Raw genomic sequence first — 17,436 nt, forward strand, 5'->3', positions numbered from 1 at the left:
AAGGCGCTATTTCATGACCTTCAAACCGCGTCGTATCGCCGCCCTGATGGCGGCTGCTTCTTTATTCGCCGTCCTCCCCGTCACCACCGCAGCGGCGCCCGCGCCGGCCGGACAGACGGCGGCCGACGTCATCCCGGCACGCACCGAAGGAATCGGTCCGTTCAAGCGCGTCGTGCTGCGCAACGTCACCATGATCGACGGCACCGGCGCGCCCGCGCAGGGTCCGTTCGATATCGTGATCGAGAACGACCGCATCGCGCAGATCAAGTCGATCGGCGTCCCCGGCGCGATCGATCCCACCGAGCGCGCCGCGCCCGGCGACCAGGAGATGGACCTTACCGGCTATTATGTGATGCCGGGCTTCGTCGACGCGCACGTCCACCTTCATTCGCTCAGCGATTCGCAGAAGGTGCCGTCGGACTATATCCTGAAGCTGTGGATGGCCCACGGCATCACCTCGGTCCGCGACCTTGGCAGCGGGCACCCGATCGAATGGCTGGTCGACATCAAGAAGCGCAGCGAGCGCAACGAGATCGTCGCGCCGCGGATCGACATCTATCCGATGTTCCACCAGATTCGCGGGCCAGTGAACGACGCGGCGACCGCGCGCGCCGTCATTCAGGAAGCGAAGAAGCGCGGCGCCGACGGGATCAAGTTCATCGGCGGCGCGCCTGAGGATGTGCTTTACGCGGCGATCGACGAGACGAAGAAGCAAGGCCTGCACAGCACGATGCACCATGCGCAGCAGCTGGTCGCCTATGCCGACGTGCTCGACACGTCCGAAGCGGGCCTCGAAAGCATGGAGCATTGGTACGGGCTGCCCGAGGCGATGTTCACCGACAAGCGCGTGCAGTCCTTTCCGACCGACTTCATCAACAACGACGAGCAGATGCGCTTCGGCGAAGCCGGAAAATTATGGGCGCAAACCGCCGAGCCCGGATCGGACGCGTGGAACAAGGTGATGGATACGTTGCTCGAGCGCAAATTCGTGCTCGACCCGACCTTCACCGCCTACCTGACCAGCCGCGACTTCATGCGCATGAGCCGCGCGAGCTGGCACGACGAATATACGATGCCCGCATTGTGGGATTTCTATCGACCGAGCCGCGTCAACCACGGCGCCTACTGGTTCGACTGGACCACCGAGCATGAGATGGCGTGGAAGGACAATTATCGCCGCTGGATGCGCTTCGTGAACGATTACAAGAATCGCGGCGGCCGCGTGACGATCGGCAGCGATGCCGGCTATATCTACAACCTCTATGGCTTCGGCTATATTCAGGAGATGGAGCTGATGCGCGAGGCGGGCTTCAGCTCGCTCGAGGTGATCCACGCCGCGACGCAGGAAGGCGCCCGGCTGCTCGGCCATGACGATCAGGTCGGCACGATCCGCGTCGGGCGCAAGGCCGACCTCGTCGTCGTGAAGGGCAATCCGCTCGCCAACCTCAAGCTGCTCTTCGGCACCGGATCGGTGAAGCTGAACGATGCGACGGGCAAGGTCGAGCGCGTCGGCGGCGTCGCCTACACGATCAAGGACGGCATCATCTACGACGCGGCGAAGCTGCGCGCCGAGGTCCGCGACATGGTGGCGAAATCGAAGGCCGAGCGCGGCTTGCCGCCCGGCCCGATGGTGATCGAAAATGCAGGGACCGCGAACTGATCCGAACGGACAAAGGGAGAAGACAATGAACCGAGTTTCGGTGGCGCGGACGGTCGCGCTGGCGCTGGCGGCCTTTGCCGCGCAGGCGGCGATCGCACAGGCGCCCACTTCGGGCAGCGCGGATGCACGATTGAAGGCGCTGTACGAGCGCGAATGGGACTGGCGTCAGCAACAGGGGCTGCGCAGCGGTCGCGGCGGCGACGGCGACGGCCCGACGCATCTGCCCAGGGTCGACGCCGCGACGCAGAAGGCGCGGCTCGATTACTGGACCAAGGCGCTCGCCGAACTCGATGCGATCCCCGCCGATCAGCTTTCGCCCGAAGAGAAGGTCAACGCCGCGGTGTTCCGCCAGTCGATCGAAACGATGGCGAACGACATTAAATACAAGACCTATGAGGCGCCGTTCAACGCCGACACCTTCTTCTGGTCGGGGCTCAATCCGCGCAGTGGCGGCTTCGCGACCGCGCAGGCGTATCGCAACTATATCGCCCGCATGCGCGACATCCCGCGCTTCTTCGACGAGCAGACCGCGAATATGCGCGCCGGGCTCGCGCGGGGCTTCAGCGTGCCGCAGATCGCGGTGCAGGGCCGCGATGTGACGATCAAGCCGTACCTGCCCGCCGATCAGACCAACTCATTCTACGACGCGTTCAAGGAAATGCCCTCGACGATCCCCGCCGCCGAACAGGCCGCGCTGCGCGCCGAGGGCGAGAAGGTGATCCGCGAGGCCGTCGCGCCCGCCTATGCCAAGCTCTACGCCTTCATCCAGGGCGAATATATGAAGAAGGCGCGCACCACGCTGGCGGGGGAGAAGCAACCCGACGGCCCGGCCTTCTATCAGGCGCAGATCAAGGGTTTCACGACGCTCGACCTGACGCCCGAGCAGATCCACCAGATGGGGCTCAAGGAGGTCGCGCGGATCAAGGCCGAGATGGAGCAGGTGAAGGCGAGCACCGGGTTCAAGGGCGACATGCCGGCGTTCCTCAAATTCCTGCGCACCGATCCGCAATTCTATCCGAAGACGCCTTATGAGCTGCTCGCCAAATCCTCCTATGTGGCGAAGCGGATGGACGCGAAGCTGCCCGAGACGATCGGCTTCCTGCCGCGGCGCCGCTTCGCGATCCTGCCGGTGCCGCCCGCGCTGGCGCCGATCTATACCGGCGGGCGCGGCGGGCTCGAAAGCTGCATGATGAACACCTATGACCTGCCGTCGCGGCCGCTCTACACGTTGACGGCGCTCACCATCCACGAATGCAATCCGGGGCACAGTTTCCAGTCGGCGGTCGCGCAGGAAGCGACGCGCCGCCCGGCGTTCCGCCGCGGCACCGGCTTTTCGGGCTATGGCGAGGGCTGGGCGCTCTATTGGGAATGGATGGGCAGCAAGCTCGGCATGTACGAGACGCCGTACGAGGATTTCGGCCGCCTCTCCTATGAAATGTGGCGCGCGTCGCGGCTCGTGATCGACACCGGCCTCCACCATTATGGCTGGAGCCGCCAGCAGGCGCAGGACTATCTGCGCGGCAACACCGCTTTGTCCGAGCATGAGATCACGACCGAGATCGACCGCTATATCGCATGGCCGGGACAGGCGCTGGCGTACAAGCTCGGCGAGATGCTGATCCGTCGCAAGCGCGCCGAAGCCGAAGCCGCGCTCGGCGACAAGTTCGACCAGCGCAACTTCCACGACGCGATCCTCGCGCTGGGTTCGGTGCCGCTGCCGGTGCTCGAAGCGCGGCTCGACCAGTTCATCGCCGACGGCGGAGTCAACCCGCCGGGCTTCAACCCCGCGCTGCCCGAGGTGGTCAGCGCGCCCTGAAGAATTTCCGTCATCCTGACACTGGGGCGGCCGCAGCGATGCGGTCGCCCTCTTTGTTTGGCGATGACGGGACCGGCCTCAATAAGCGAGCGCACACCCATCGGCGCGCATCTCGCTCGCCGCCGCATAGACGCGCGTCTTGCCATCCATGCGATGCTCGACGCACTGGTAGCGTCCGAAACCACCGTCGGACTCGCCGAGCGTCCAGCCGATATCGGCCAGCTGCCGCTGCGTCGCCGCGGGGACGCCGCTTTCGAGCCGCAGTACGCCATTGATGCCATCGCCCGGCGAATCCTCGCCCATCGTCTCGGACGATCCCTCATGGTGCCAGCGCGGCGAATCGCCCGCGGCCTGGATCTCCAGCCCGTAATCGACGCGGTTGATGATGATCTGCGCCTGCCCCTGCGGCTGCATGTCGCCGCCCATTACGCCAAAGCTCATCCACGGCACATCGCCGCGCGCCGCGAAACCCGGGATGATCGTCTGGAACGGCCGCTTGCCCGGCGCATAGATATTCGGATGACCGTCCTGAAGGCTGAACAACTGCCCGCGATCCTGAAACATGAAGCCCAGCCCGTCGGCGACCAGCCCCGACCCCATGCCGCGGAAGTTCGACTGGATCATCGACACCATCATGCCATCCTTGTCGGCGCAGCTGAAATAGGTCGTGTCGCCGCGGCTCGGCGCCTTCCCCGGATAGACCGGCGACAGCAGCCGGTCGGGGCGGATCAGCTTGGCACGCTCGGCGGCATAGTCCTTCGACACCAGCCATTCGACCGGCACCTTGGCGAAATGCGGATCGGCATAGTAACGCGCGCGATCCTCATAGGCGAGGCGCTTGGCCTCCGCCTGCAGATGGATCGACCGCGCCGACTGAAAGCCCGCGCCCTTCAGGTCGAAATGCTCGAGGATGTTGAGCATCTGCAAGGTCGCGATGCCCTGCGTGTTCGCGCCGAGCGCATAGACGTCGGTGCCGCGATAGCCGGTCTTGTGCGGCTCGATCCATTCGGACTTGTGCGCGGCGAGATCCTCGTAGCGCAGCCAGCCGCCGATCCGCTTGAAATAGCCGTCGATCGTTCGCGCGATCTCGCCGGTGTAAAAGGCATCGCGGCCCCCTTCGGCGATCAGGCGGAAGGTGCGCGCCAGGTCGGGGTTGCGGAATATCTGCCCCGCGTTCGGCCCCTTGCCGTCATTGATCCCATAAGTGCGCATCGCATTGTCGATTTCCTCGATCCCGCGGCCGGGCTGGCGGAAATTGGCGATCGCGCGGCGGATATAATAAGCGATCATGTCGGGCACCGGCGCGCCCGCCTCGGCATGCGCGATGACGGGTTCGAACAGCTCTTTCCACGGCAGCTTCCCGTAGCGCTGGTGCATCGTCCACCAACCGTCGACCGCGCCCGGCACCGACACGCTGATCGCGCCATAGGCGGGCAAGGTCCCGCCCTTCGCGCGGCTGCGCACCGTCGCGAGGTCGAGCCCGCGCGGGCTTTTCCCCGAGCCGGCAAGCCCCGCGAGCTTCTTTGTCTTGGGGTCCCAGATCATCGCATAGACGTCGCCGCCGATGCCGTTCGCGGTCGGTTCGAGGAGGCCGAGGCACGCGTTGATCGCGATCGCCGCATCGACCGCCGACCCGCCGCGCTTCAATATGTCGATCCCCGCCTGTGTGGCGAGCGGATGCGCGGTGCCCGCCGCGCCATGGAGGCCATAGGCCGCGGTGCGCGAGGCGAAGCTTGCACCGACCGGCCGGTCGCCGCCCTGAACGTCGGGCCGGACAAACCGGTCCTCGCCCGCTTCCCACACCGGCGGCGCCGAACCGCTCGCCTTGGGGGCGGGCTTGGGCTGGCCGCCCTGCGCGAAGCCGGTGGTCGGCAGCAATGCTGCAGCCGGAACGGCAGCGAGAAGCGTACGACGATGCATGGGTTCAAATCCTCGTGAAAAAAATCATTCTGCGAGATGCGGGCACAATAGCAAGACCGGATTTGATATACGATCGCGGGCGGGCAGCGCGGAAAGCGAAAGCGAAAGCGAAAGGGCTATGGCGCATCGCTGCGCCATAGCCCTTCGTTCGTTCGGCGGGACGGCGATAACCGCCCCGGGACGTCAGATCCCTACGACCGCCTGATCGCGCCGTGCAAGGCTACGCGCGCGGCCATACGCAAAGTAGACGAGGACGCCGAGGATGTTCCATCCGAGGAAGCGGACCAGCGTCATGCTGGGCAGGCTGAACAGCAGATAGAGGCAGCCGAGCACCGCGAGCGTGCCGACCAGATAGGGCGCCGGGCAGCGGAACACGCGCGGCAGGTCGGGCGCCCTTTTGCGCAGGACCATCAGGCAGACGCCGACCGCGATGAAGGCGATCAGCGTTCCGGCGTTGGCCAGTTCGGCGATCTCGTCGAGGCGGAAGAAGCCCGCGACGCCGGCGACGAAAACACCCGTCACGCCGGTGACGAACACCGGCGTTCCCGTGCGTTCGGACACGCGGCTCAGCGAACGCGGCAGCAGGCCGTCGCGGCTCATCACAAAGAAGACGCGGCTCTGGCCGTACATCATCACGAGGATGACCGACGGTAAGGCGATGAGCGCCGCGAGCGCGACGAGGTGCGAGGCGACCGGGTGGCCGAGCGTGCGGAGCACGAGCGCGAGCGGCTCGGGCGAATTGCCGAGCGTCGTATAGTGCATCGCGCCGACCGCGCTGATCGCGACGAGCATATAGATGAGCGTGCAGATCGCCATCGACCCGATGATGCCGATCGTCAGGTCGCGCTTGGGATTCTTGGTCTCTTCGGCCGAGGTCGCGACCGCGTCGAAGCCATAGAAGGCGAAGAAGACGATCGCGGCGGCCGCCATCACCCCCTTGGTCGCGCCGCTCGCGTCGACATGGCTGGCAAAGCCGTAGGGCATGAAGGGCTGGAGATTGTTCGCGTCGAACGCGGGCGCCGCAAAGGCGACGAAGATCGACAGCGCGACGAGCTTGATCACCACGAGGATGATGTTGAGCGTCGCGCTCTCGCGCGTCCCGGCCATCAGCATGCCCGCCACCCCGAGCGCGACGAGCACGGCGGGCAGGTTGACGATGCCGCCGGCGTGCGGGCCGGATAGCAGGGCGGGGGGCAGATGGATGCCCGCCGACTGGATCCAGCCGACCAGATAACCCGACCAGCCGACCGCGACGGTCGAACAGGCAAGCGAATATTCGAGGATCAGGCTCCACCCGACGATCCAGGCGAGCGTCTCGCCGAGCACCGAATAGGTATAGGTATAGGCGCTGCCCGACGTGGGGATCATCGTCGCGAGTTCGGCATAGGCGAGCGCGGCGCAGGCGCAGACCGCACCGGCAATGGCAAAGGCGAGGATGACCGCGGGACCCGCGCGCTCGGCGCCGACGCCGGTCAGCGTGTAGATACCCGTTCCGACGATCGCGCCGACCCCCAGCGCCACAAGATGCGGCCAGCTGAGCGTGGCGCGCAGACTATGCCCCGCCTCCTGCCGCGCGACCGCGATGGGCTTTATCGGCCCGAAAAAACCTGCTGCCACCTATTGCTCCTCCCTTGTCTGGAGCCGACGGCAGCCGGCCCCCTGTTAATCGTCGACGAGCTGCTGCCTGAGATCGTCCAGCGTCTTGCGGATATGCGCATCGACCAGCACCGAAATCTTGTCCGCGTCGCGCGCAAGCCACGCCTCGAGCAGCTCGTGATGTTCCTCGTTCGCGCGCTCGTCGCGCCCCAGCGGTTCGAGGTGGACACGCACATAGCGTTCGGAGAGCACCTGCAGGCGCTCGAGAATGGTGATCGTGACCGGCTGGCCGCACGGGCGGAACAGCGCGCGGTGGAAAGCGCGGTTGAAGGCGCCGACCCCGTCGCCATGCTCATCGGTGACATGGTCGAGCGTATCGAGCGTTTCGATCGCATGGGCGTGGTCGGCCTCGGTCGCGAGCAGCGCGGCGCGCGCGGTGGCGTCGGGTTCCAGCTTGATACGCAGCTCATAGACTTCCTGCGCCTCCGAAGCGCTGAGCGACCGCACGAAGAAGCCGCGGTTCGCCTGGGATCGGACCAGCCCTTCCTCTTCGAGGCGGGCGAGCGCTTCGCGTAGCGGAATCTTGCTGACGCCGAGTTCGGCGGCCAGCGCGTCCTGGCGGATTGCATGTTCGCTGGAAACGCCGCCCGAAAGGATGCGGTCGCGGACGAGGTCCACCAGCTGGTCGGACAGGTTTCGGATGATGAGGCTCATAAAGACCTCATAGCACCGAAAATCCATTCCAGAAGCTGTCTGCTTGATCGACCCAGATCGTGTTGAAGCCGGTCGCGATCGCCGATCCCTCGATCGAGGGAATAATGCCGGGCGTATCGCCGAGCATCGCGCTGTCCTCGACCCGTCCAATGAAGCGGCTGCAGATATAGCTTTCGTGGACGAAACGGTCGCCAACCTGCAGCCGTCCCTTGGCGACGAGATGCGCCATCCGCGCCGACGTGCCGGTGCCGCACGGGCTGCGGTCGATCGCGCGCTCGCCATAAAAGACCGCGTTGCGGCCGTCGGCGCCTTCGCCCTTGGGCCGGTCGGTCCACATGACATGGCTGACGCCGCGGATGCGGTCGTCGACCGGATGCACCGGTTCGTACGCCGCCTGCATCAGCGAGCGAATGGTGCGGCTGAGATCGACGATCCGCGACGCACCGAGCGCGTCGAGACCGATATAAGGACCCTGCGGCTCGATGATCGCATAATAATTGCCGCCATAGGCGACATCGACCTTGAGCCGGCCGAAGCCGGGGACGTCGATTTCGATCCCCTCGGCCGCGAGATAGGAGGGCACGTTGCGGATCCGCACCCACGCAACCCGATCGCCCTCGGTGCCATATTCGATGTCGATCGTCCCCGCGGGAACCTCGACGCGCAACTTGCCGGGCACCCGCGGGGTAATCAGCCCATTCTCGAGCCCGAAGGTGATGAGCCCGATCGTCCCGTGGCCGCACATAGGAAGGCAGCCGCTGGTTTCGATGAACAGGATGCCGATGTCGCTGTCCGGCTGAGTGGGCGGATAAAGAAATCCGCCCGACATCATGTCGTGCCCGCGCGGTTCGAAACAAAGGCTCGTTCGGATCCAGTCGAACCGGTCGAGAAAGTCCTGGCGCCGCTCGCCCATCGACCCACCGCGGACGAGCGGCGCACCACCGGCGACCAGCCGGACCGGATTGCCGGCAGTGTGGCCGTCGATGCAGAAGAAGGTGTGGCGCATGGACTCTCCCTGGCCCGTCAGGCTGCGATCTTGCTCGGCTGCGTCGCCGCGCATTTTTCGACCATCGCGATCACATCCTTGCGGCGCTGCCCGGCGAGCGGCATGCGCGGCATGCGGACGCGTTCGGAGCCGCGCCCCATGATCTCTTCGGCGAGCTTGATCGACTGGACCAGATCGCGGTCGGCGTCGAGATGGAGAAGCGGCATGAACCAGCGATAGATCGCCAGCGCCTCGTCATGTCTGCCCTCGTTGAAGGCCGCGACAAGGCGGACCGATTCGGTCGGGAAGGCGCTCGTCAGCCCCGAGACCCAGCCGCTGGCGCCAAGGAACAGGCCCTCGAGCGCGACGTCGTCGAGCCCGGCCATCACCGTATAGCGATCGCCGAAACGGTTGAAGACGTCGGTGAAGCGGCGGGGATCGGGCGCGCTTTCCTTGATCGCGACGATGTTGGACACGTCGCGCAGCGCCTCGAGCGTCGCGAAATCGACGTCGACGCGGTACGCGGGCGGATTGTTATAGAGCATGACCGGCAGCGAGGTCGCCTCGGCAACGGCACGGAAATGCGCCTGCAGCTCTTCGGGGGTCGGCACATAGACCATCGCGGGCAAGAGCATGATCGCATCGGCGCCGAGCTTTTCGGCATCCTTCGCATATTGGATCGCGCGCGCGGTGGTGAGTTCGGACACGCCCGCGACGACGGGCACGCGCCCGGCAACCGCCTCGACCGCGCCTTTCAGGATATTCCGCTTTTCGTCGGGCTCGAGCGAATTATTCTCGCCGCACGTGCCGAGAATGATGAGTCCGGTCACCCCGTCATCGACAAGCGCGCTCTGCACACGCTGGGTTGCATCATAATCGACCGACAGATCTTCGGCGAATTGAGTGGTAGCTGCGGGATATACGCCCTCCCACAGTGTCCTTATCACGCTCATTCATTACCTCCGTTGAAGCTTCAGATCGTATACGGTATATGATACAAGATGCCAAATGATTTTCCATCCCGCTCGTCCGATCCGCAGAATGCCGTCGTAATTGGCGGTGGCGTCGTCGGACTCGCCACCGCTCTCGCGCTACAAAAACGCGACATTTCAGTCACATTGATCGATTCGCCCTCGGCATCCCCTGCCGCATCATGGGGGAATGCGGGCCATATCGCCATCGAACAGGTCGAGCCGCTCGCGTCGCGCGCGACGATCCGCTCGATGCCGCGCCGCCTGTTCTGGCGCGGCGGCGCGCTGTCCTTGCCATGGCGCGATATCGGCGCGTGGCTGCCCTTCTCGCTGCGGCTCGTCGCCGCGACGCGCCCCGCGCGCTTCGCGGCCGGCCGCGCGGCGCTCGGTCAGGCGCTGGGTGATGCGATGGGTTCGTGGCGCCGGCTGCTGGCCCGAATCGGCGCGGGCGACCTCCTCGTCGAGGATGGCCATTATATCCTGTGGGAAAGCGCGGCGAGCGCCGAAGCTGGCCGCGCACACTGGGCGGCGACCGATATCGGCCAAGCGACTATGCGCGATGCATCGTCCGCCGAGATGACGCGATTGGCCGCGCTCACCTCGGCGCCGGTCGCGGCCGCGGTCCATATTGCGGGATCGGGCCAGATCGCCGATCTCGATGCGCTGGGTGAGGCGCTGCGCGCCGCATTTGACGCTGCCGGCGGTTCGCGAATCGCGGCGAGGATCGACCGGCTGGTGATCGAGGACGGCCGCGCCGTCGCCATCGCCGTCGACGGTACACGCCACGCCGCGGACACGATGGTGATCGCGGGCGGCGCCGCGTCGGGGGCGCTGATGGCGTCGATCGGCCAGCGCGTACCGATCATCGCCGAGCGCGGCTATCATATCCAGTCGGCCGACACCGGCTGGCCGCATGATATGCCGCCGGTGGTGTTCGAGGACCGGTCGATGATCGTCACCCGCTTCCGCTCGGGGCTGCGCGCCGCGAGCTTCGTCGAATTCGGCCGCGGCGCCAGCCCCGCCGATCCGCGTAAATGGGCGCGGCTGCGAAAACATGTCGCGGCGCTCGGCCTGTCCTTCGGATTGCCCGGCGCCGAATGGATGGGCGCGCGGCCGACCTTGCCCGACTATCTGCCCGCGATCGGGCGGAGCGACCGCGCGGCGAACCTCTTCTATGCGTTCGGGCACCAGCATCTGGGCCTGACCCTCGCCGCGACGACGGGCGATGCCATCGCCGCGCTCGTTGCTGGCGACGCGCCGCCCTTCGACCTCTCCCCCTTCGACCTCAAGCGTTTTGGAGCCTGACATGACCAACGGAATCGGCGGATCGACCGCCGCACAGGAACTCGCCGCCATCGCCCCCTGGGCCGATCGCGCCGCGCCAATCGCCGCGGCGGAGCGCGAGGAGCGCATCGAAAAGGCGCGGCGGCTGATGCACGCGAACGGCGCCGATGCGCTGCTGGTCGGGGCGGGCGCGAGCCTGCGCTATTACGCGGGCATCCCGTGGGGCGCGAGCGAGCGGCTCGTCGCGATGCTGCTGCCGCGTACGGGAAAACCCATCGTCATCGCGCCCGCGTTCGAGCTCGGCACGCTCGAGGCCGACCTCAAGATCGAGGTCGAGTTGCGATTGTGGGAGGAGGATGAGAGCCCGTCCGAACTGGTGGTCGGTGCCTTGCGCGAGGTTGGTGCGACCAGGCTCGCAATCGATCCGGGCATGGCGTTCCTGTTCGTCGATCGCATCCGCCGCGCCGGTCCGGCGCTCGACATCGTCGACGGCGGGCCGATTGTCGACGGCTGCCGGATGGTCAAATCCGCCACCGAACTCGCGCTGCTCCAGCAGGCGAAGTCGATGACGCTCGAAGTGCATCGCCGCGCCGCACGCATCCTCGCCCCCGGCATCCGCGCGAGCGAGGTCACGCGCTTTCTGGAGGAGGCGCACCGCAAAATCGGAGCGCCGGGCGGCAACAGCTTCTGCATCGTCCAGTTCGGCCGTTCGACCGCCTTTCCGCACGGGCTTCCCGGCGACGCGCAATTGCACGAAGGCGACGTCGTGCTGATCGATGTCGGCTGCGTTATCGAGGGCTATAACTCGGACATCACCCGCACCTATGTTTTCGGCGACGCCGATGCGGAGCAGCGGCATATCTGGGCGCTCGAAAAGGAAGCGCAGGCCGCGGCCTTCGACGCCGCGCTGCCCGGCGCGCCGTGCGAGGCGGTCGATGCCGCGGCACGCGCCGTGCTGGAGAGGGCGGGGCTCGGCCCCGACTATCGCTTGCCCGGCCTGCCGCACCGCACCGGCCACGGCATCGGGCTGTCGATCCACGAGCCCGCCTATCTGGTGCGCGGCGACACGACCCCGCTCGCACCCGGCATGTGTTTTTCGAACGAGCCGATGATCGTTATCCCCGACCGCTTTGGCATCCGGCTCGAGGATCATTTCTATATGACCGAAAGCGGCGCCAAATGGTTCACCGAACCCTCGCCCGCGATCGACCGGCCGTTCGGCTGAGCTAGTCCAGCAGCGCGCGCACGTCGTCGTAGAGCGGGCGCGGCACCTGCACGCCATTGGCGAGGCTGCGCGCGCGCGCTTCGAAGCGGCGCTGGGAAGGTAAGCGCGCACCTTGCCCGGTGATCGCGTCGAATATCGCTTCGGCACGTTCGATATGCTTCGCCGCCTCGGCGCCGAGGAAGCCCGCGGGATCGATCGCGAGAATGAATTCGCCGCCGATCGGCGATGAGCCGGCGCCATCGTCGAGCGCGATCGATTCGGCGCTGGTGAGATCGCCGATCAGCGGCCCCGCGATCAGTTCGACCATCGTCGCGAGCGCCGACCCCTTGTGTCCGCCGAATGTCAGCATCGCGCCGTCGAGCGCGGCTTTGGCATCGGTCGTTGGCCGCCCTTCGGCGTCGATGCCCCAGCCTTCGGGAATCGGCTTGCCTGCGCGGCGATGCAGTTCGATCTCGCCGCGCGCGACCGCGCTCGTCGCGAAATCGAAGATATAGGGATAGGCGCCAGGGCGCGGCCAGCCGAACGCGATCGGGTTGGTACCGAACAAGGGTTTGATGCCGCCGGCGGGCGCGACCCACGCGTGGCTGGGGGTGCAGGCGAAGGCGACGAGGCCCGCGGCGGCAACCGCTTCGACCTCGGGCCAGAGCGCCGCGAAATGCACGCAATTGTTGATCCCGAGCGCCGCAATTCCATTCCGCCGTGCCTTTTCGACGAGCGTCGGCAGCCCCGCGCCGAACGCGGTCTGGGCAAACCCGCCGCCCGCATCGACCCGAACCAGCGCGGGCGCGATATCGGACACGAGGGGGGTGGCATCCTTGATCACCTTGCCTGTCTTCAGCGTGTTGACGCAAACGAGCAGGCGATAGATCCCGTGACTCGCGCATTCGTCGCGTTCGCCGGCGACGATGGTTTCGGTCACCGCCTCGACATGCTGGGGCGCGAGGCCGTGGTGCGTCAGGATTTCGCGCGACAGCGTCGCCACGTCATCCAGCGAAAGTCGGACTTTTTCGTCGCTCATCACTCATCTCACAGCAAATGTTCCAAGGGCCATTATAGCAGCTTGCTAAATTCGTATACTATATAATATGCTGTACCAAGGCGAGCGAAGTCTCAGGGGAGCATGATGCAAATATGGCACGTCGATCGCCGCACCCTGCTCGCGGGCGCCGCAGCCGCCGCGCTTGTCCCTGTTTTCGCCCGCGCCGCGCCCGTTTCGACCACGACTTTCGGGCCAGCCAAACCGCTGCCCCTGTCGGCAGTCCGCCTGCTCGAATCGCCCTGGCTTGAGGCGATCGAGGGCAATCGCCGTTACCTGCACGCACTCGAGCCCGACCGCCTGCTGCATAATTTTCGCGCCAGCGCGGGGCTCGAACCCAAGGGCGCGGTCTATGGCGGGTGGGAAAGCGACACCATCGCCGGGCACAGCCTTGGCCATTATCTGACCGCCTTGTCGCTGATGTATGCCCAGACGGGCGACGAGGAATGCAAACGCCGCGCCTCTTATATCGTCGACGAACTCGCCGCGGCGCAGGCCGCGCATGGCGACGGCTATGTCGCGGGTTTCACGCGCAAGCGCGGCGATGTCGTCGAGGACGGCAAGACGATCTTCGCCGAGCTGACGCGCGGCGACATCCGTTCGATGGGGTTCGACCTCAACGGCTGCTGGGTCCCTTTCTACAACTGGCACAAATTGTTCGCCGGATTGTTCGACGCGCAGGAGCTTTGCGGCAATGCCAGGGCGCTGCCCGTCGCGGTCGGACTTGGCACATACATCGATGGCGTGTTTGCGGCGCTGAACGACGATCAGGTCCAGCAGATACTCGATTGCGAGCATGGCGGGATCAACGAGAGTTTCGCCGAGCTTCATGCCCGCACGAAAGACCCCCGCTGGCTGCGCCTCGCCGAACGGCTGCGCCACCGCAAGATACTCGATCCGCTCAGCGAGGGCACGGATTCGCTGCCGTGGATCCATGCCAACACCCAGATCCCGAAGATCATCGGCCTTGCGCGGCTGCACGAGCTGACCGGCAAGGCGGGCGATGCGTCGGCGGCGCGCTTCTTCTGGGAAACGGTGATCCGCGATTACTCCTATGTCATCGGTGGCAATGCCGACCGCGAATATTTCCCGGCGCCGCGGACGATCTCGAAACATATCACCGAGCAGACGTGCGAAAGCTGCAACAGCTATAATATGCTCAAGCTCACCCGCCACCTCTACGGCTGGCGGCCCGAGGCGCGGCTGTTCGATTATTATGAGCGCGCGCACACCAACCATATCCTCGCGCATCAGGACCCGGCGACGGGCATGTTCGCCTATATGGTGCCGCTGATGTCGGGGTCGGCACGCAAATTTTCGAAACCCTTCGACGATTTCTGGTGCTGCGTCGGGTCGGGGATGGAAAGCCACGCCAAGCACGGCGATTCGGTGTGGTGGCAGAGCGGCGACACCCTGCTCGTGAACCTCTACATCGCCTCGACCGCGACATGGGAAAGCCAGGGCGCGGGTTTCCGGATGGAAACCGCCTATCCGTTCGGCGAAAACGTCGCGATCACGCTCGAAACGCTCGATCGCCCGCGTGACTTCGCGGTGGCGCTGCGGATTCCGGGCTGGTGCGAGGGCGCGGCGCTGACGGTGAACGGCAAATCCGTACCCGCGGGACCCTCTGGCGATTATGCGGTGATCCGCCGCCGCTGGGCGAAGGGCGACCGGATCGCGCTGACGCTGCCGATGCGGCTGCGCACCGAAGCCGCGAACGACGATCCGTCGACCGTCGCGCTGCTCCACGGCCCCGTCGTACTCGCTGCCGACCTCGGCCCCGCCGACCGGCCGTTCGAGGGGCCCGCTCCGGCGCTCGTCGCGGCCGACCTGCTCGCGGGCTTCGCGCCGGTCGATGCTGCGACAGGGAAGTTCCGCACGACCGGCATCGCGCGGCCCGCCGACCTCAGCTTCGCACCCTTTTACCAGCAGCGCGATCGCCGCACCGCGGTCTATTTCAAAAGCTTCGACGATGCCGGCTGGGCGCGTGAGCAGGTCGCCTTTGCCGCCGAGCATGCGCGCCAGCAGGACCTCGCGCGCCGGTCGGTCGATGTCATGAATTTGGGCGAGATGCAGCCCGAGCGCGACCATGGGCTGACCGCCAAGAACAGCTATGCCGTCACCTATCGCGGCCGTCACGGGCGCGACGCGCGCACCTTCGGCTTCTTCGAATATAGGGCGAAGGTGCGGCCGGGACCGCTGGTGCTACAGGCGACCTATTGGGGCGAAGAGCGGAACAAGCTGTTCGACATCCTCATCGACGGGACGAAGATCGCGACGCAGGCGCTCGACGGCGGGCACCCTGGCGACTTTTTCACGATCGATTATCCGATCCCGGCCGACCTGACCCGCGGCAAGGGCGAAGTTACCGTCCGCTTCCAGCCCGCCAACGACACGACACGCTGCGGCCCCGTTTTCGGCGTCCGCATCTTCACGCCCGCTTCAGCCCCCGAAACAGCCAAAGGGACGGTTTGACGCACGGCTAATTCGACAATGAAACAGGGGGTCGCAAAAATGGATAGACGCTGTCGATTGCTGGTCACGCTCGGGCTTGCGATATTCGCGCAGCCCACGCTCGCGCAGGAACAGGGCGCGAAGCCCGCGGTCCATGCCAAATCGGCGATGGCGTCCTCGTCGAACCCCATAGTGACCAAGGCGATGGTCGAGGTGATGAGGAAAGGCGGCACCGCGCTCGACGCCGTGCTGACCGCGGTCCCGATGCAGGCGGTGATCGAACCGCAGATGACGACCCTCGCGGGCGGCGTCTCGATCCTCTATTATGACGCCAAGACCCGCGAATATCATTATCTCGACGCCGAACTCGACCACACCAAGGATGCGCAGGTCGGCGGCGGCTGGGCGCAATATACCGGCGGCGGGGGCGAGCGACTGCCCGACACGTCGGGCAAGCGCATCGGCATTCCGGGCACCGTCGCGGGGCTGAAGGCGGCGGCGGACCGCTTCGGAACGCTCAAATGGGGCGATTATTTCGCCCCCGCGATCAAGCTCGCCGACGACGGTTACCCGATGTATAGCTTCCTCTATGGCGAACTGGCCGAGGCGGCGCTGACGCGGCTTTCGGCTTATCCGTCGGGGCGCGAGGAATATCTGCCCGAGGGTTATGTCCCGCCCGTCGGCACGATCGTGAAGCATCCGCGGCTGGCGCAGGCGATGCGCCGCATTGCCGCCGAAGGACCATCATACATCTACACCGGCGAATGGGCGCAGCGCTTCGTCGCCGCGGTGCGCGCGACCGGCGGCGGGCTGACCGCCGAGGAGCTCGCGGGGTACAAGGCGCGCTGGGAAACGCCGCTGCGCTCGACCTATAATGGTTATGAGATCATCGGCGCGCCGCCGCCGTCGACCGCGGGGACTTTGATCTCGATGGTGCTGAACGTCGTCGAGAATTACGACCTCAAGGCGCGCCCGCATTATGCGCAGTCGGCCGAAGCGCTCGAGCTGATCCGCCGTGCCTTCGGCTATGCCGAGACCGCGACCGACGAATTTGTGCGCGATCCGCTGAGCTATGATGTGCCGACCGAGATGCTGTTGTCGAAAGACAATGCGAAACGCTTCGCGGCGCAGGTGGCCGCTAGCCTGCCCAAGCCCGCGGTGGCGCCGCAGGCCTCGGCGGTGCCGGGAAGCGCGCTCGAACTCGCCGCCACCTTCGATAGCCACGACCGCCATTCGACCGACACCAATCATCTCGTCGCGGTCGACGCAGAGGGGAATATGGCCTCGGTCACCCACTCGGTTTACGGCAGCACCTTCGCGACGGGCATGGTCGTCGACGGGATCGCGATGAACAGCGGCAATAATTTCCCCGGCAATACCGCGGGCGCCGGCCGCCGCGTCATCTCGCCCTTTCCGCCGACGATGGTCGCAAAGGACGGCAAGCCGTGGATGACGATCGGCTCGCCCGGCCTGTCGTCGCGCGCGGTGACAATCACCCTCATCAACCTGCTCGGATACGGCATGCCGCTCGAACAGGCGGTCGACGCGCCGCGCTTTCAGGGATCGCAGGCGGGGGTGCCGATGGTGGTCGAAAGCCGCGTGACGCAGGCGGTGCGCGACGAGCTCAAGACGCGCTACGGCGTCAATGTCCGCCCGACCGCCCCCTATAATTGGCACTTCGGATCGATCCAGGCGATCCAGCGCAATCCCGACGGCAGCCTGACCGGCGTCGCCGATCCTCGCCGCGCCGGCCTCGCGGCCGGTTACTGATCAAC

General features: G+C 66.0%; 12 protein-coding genes. 6 read left to right on the plus strand and 6 right to left on the minus strand.

Annotated features, from left to right (window positions below):
- Positions 1-13: 13 nt before the first annotated feature.
- Together FG91_RS06250 and FG91_RS06255 are read left to right on the plus strand one after the other, a co-directional pair.
- The gene (locus FG91_RS06250) at positions 14-1,660 is read left to right on the plus strand and encodes an amidohydrolase family protein (protein WP_037513685.1); all 1,647 of its coding nucleotides are present in this window, start codon (positions 14-16) and stop codon (positions 1,658-1,660) included.
- A gap of 25 nt (positions 1,661-1,685) precedes the next feature.
- Positions 1,686-3,476, plus strand: a complete 1,791-nt coding sequence (locus FG91_RS06255) for a DUF885 domain-containing protein (protein ID WP_052187359.1) — start codon at positions 1,686-1,688, stop codon at positions 3,474-3,476.
- A gap of 78 nt (positions 3,477-3,554) precedes the next feature.
- Here the strand turns inward: FG91_RS06255 and FG91_RS06260 are convergent, their stop codons facing one another.
- From FG91_RS06260 to FG91_RS06280, 5 genes are all read right to left on the minus strand, one after another.
- Positions 3,555-5,396, minus strand: a complete 1,842-nt coding sequence (locus FG91_RS06260) for a gamma-glutamyltransferase family protein (protein ID WP_037513408.1) — start codon at positions 5,394-5,396, stop codon at positions 3,555-3,557.
- A 183-nt stretch (positions 5,397-5,579) separates the two neighbouring features.
- A complete protein-coding gene (locus FG91_RS06265) occupies positions 5,580-7,013 on the minus strand; it encodes an amino acid permease (RefSeq protein ID WP_037513411.1) in 1,434 nt (477 codons plus the stop codon).
- Between the two features lie 45 nt (positions 7,014-7,058).
- Positions 7,059-7,706 carry a GntR family transcriptional regulator gene (locus FG91_RS06270; protein WP_037513412.1) on the minus strand — a complete coding sequence of 216 codons (648 nt, stop codon included), beginning with the start codon at positions 7,704-7,706 and terminating at the stop codon, positions 7,059-7,061.
- A gap of 7 nt (positions 7,707-7,713) precedes the next feature.
- A complete protein-coding gene (locus tag FG91_RS06275) occupies positions 7,714-8,712 on the minus strand; it encodes a 4-hydroxyproline epimerase (protein WP_037513688.1) in 999 nt (332 codons plus the stop codon).
- A 17-nt stretch (positions 8,713-8,729) separates the two neighbouring features.
- Complete coding sequence (locus FG91_RS06280) at positions 8,730-9,644, minus strand: dihydrodipicolinate synthase family protein (RefSeq protein ID WP_037513415.1); 915 nt, start codon at positions 9,642-9,644, stop codon at positions 8,730-8,732.
- A 48-nt stretch (positions 9,645-9,692) separates the two neighbouring features.
- Here FG91_RS06280 and FG91_RS06285 point away from each other — a divergent pair, with 48 nt between their 5' ends.
- Both FG91_RS06285 and FG91_RS06290 read left to right on the plus strand, forming a co-directional pair.
- Complete coding sequence (locus FG91_RS06285; RefSeq protein WP_037513418.1) at positions 9,693-10,967, plus strand: NAD(P)/FAD-dependent oxidoreductase; 1,275 nt, start codon at positions 9,693-9,695, stop codon at positions 10,965-10,967.
- Position 10,968: 1 nt separating this feature from the next.
- Positions 10,969-12,171, plus strand: coding sequence for a M24 family metallopeptidase (locus tag FG91_RS06290; protein ID WP_037513420.1), 1,203 nt, complete (start codon positions 10,969-10,971; stop codon positions 12,169-12,171).
- Position 12,172: 1 nt separating this feature from the next.
- On the opposite strand, the gene FG91_RS06295 is transcribed toward FG91_RS06290, so the two are convergent.
- Positions 12,173-13,189: an Ldh family oxidoreductase gene (locus tag FG91_RS06295; RefSeq protein ID WP_037513422.1), complete on the minus strand. Its 1,017-nt coding sequence runs from the start codon at positions 13,187-13,189 to the stop codon at positions 12,173-12,175.
- Between the two features lie 105 nt (positions 13,190-13,294).
- Here FG91_RS06295 and FG91_RS06300 point away from each other — a divergent pair, with 105 nt between their 5' ends.
- Both FG91_RS06300 and FG91_RS06305 read left to right on the plus strand, forming a co-directional pair.
- Positions 13,295-15,682 carry a glycoside hydrolase family 127 protein gene (locus FG91_RS06300; protein WP_037513689.1) on the plus strand — a complete coding sequence of 796 codons (2,388 nt, stop codon included), beginning with the start codon at positions 13,295-13,297 and terminating at the stop codon, positions 15,680-15,682.
- Between the two features lie 39 nt (positions 15,683-15,721).
- Positions 15,722-17,431: a gamma-glutamyltransferase family protein gene (locus FG91_RS06305; RefSeq protein ID WP_161785629.1), complete on the plus strand. Its 1,710-nt coding sequence runs from the start codon at positions 15,722-15,724 to the stop codon at positions 17,429-17,431.
- Positions 17,432-17,436 lie beyond the last annotated feature (5 nt).

Origin of the sequence: Sphingopyxis sp. LC81, from assembly GCF_000756375.1 — a bacterium.
Classification (GTDB): domain Bacteria; phylum Pseudomonadota; class Alphaproteobacteria; order Sphingomonadales; family Sphingomonadaceae; genus Sphingopyxis.

Bases quoted from the DNA above. Each gene is read 5' to 3' on its own strand.
- FG91_RS06285 (WP_037513418.1), top strand. From the start codon at position 9,693: ATGCCAAATGATTTTCCATCCCGCTCGTCCGATCCGCAGAATGCCGTC.
- FG91_RS06260 (WP_037513408.1), bottom strand. From the start codon at position 5,396: ATGCATCGTCGTACGCTTCTCGCTGCCGTTCCGGCTGCAGCATTGCTG.
- FG91_RS06275 (WP_037513688.1), bottom strand. From the start codon at position 8,712: ATGCGCCACACCTTCTTCTGCATCGACGGCCACACTGCCGGCAATCCG.
- FG91_RS06250 (WP_037513685.1), top strand. From the start codon at position 14: ATGACCTTCAAACCGCGTCGTATCGCCGCCCTGATGGCGGCTGCTTCT.
- FG91_RS06280 (WP_037513415.1), bottom strand. From the start codon at position 9,644: ATGAGCGTGATAAGGACACTGTGGGAGGGCGTATATCCCGCAGCTACC.
- FG91_RS06295 (WP_037513422.1), bottom strand. From the start codon at position 13,189: ATGAGCGACGAAAAAGTCCGACTTTCGCTGGATGACGTGGCGACGCTG.
- FG91_RS06305 (WP_161785629.1), top strand. From the start codon at position 15,722: ATGGATAGACGCTGTCGATTGCTGGTCACGCTCGGGCTTGCGATATTC.
- FG91_RS06300 (WP_037513689.1), top strand. From the start codon at position 13,295: ATGCAAATATGGCACGTCGATCGCCGCACCCTGCTCGCGGGCGCCGCA.
- FG91_RS06255 (WP_052187359.1), top strand. From the start codon at position 1,686: ATGAACCGAGTTTCGGTGGCGCGGACGGTCGCGCTGGCGCTGGCGGCC.
- FG91_RS06290 (WP_037513420.1), top strand. From the start codon at position 10,969: ATGACCAACGGAATCGGCGGATCGACCGCCGCACAGGAACTCGCCGCC.
- FG91_RS06270 (WP_037513412.1), bottom strand. From the start codon at position 7,706: ATGAGCCTCATCATCCGAAACCTGTCCGACCAGCTGGTGGACCTCGTC.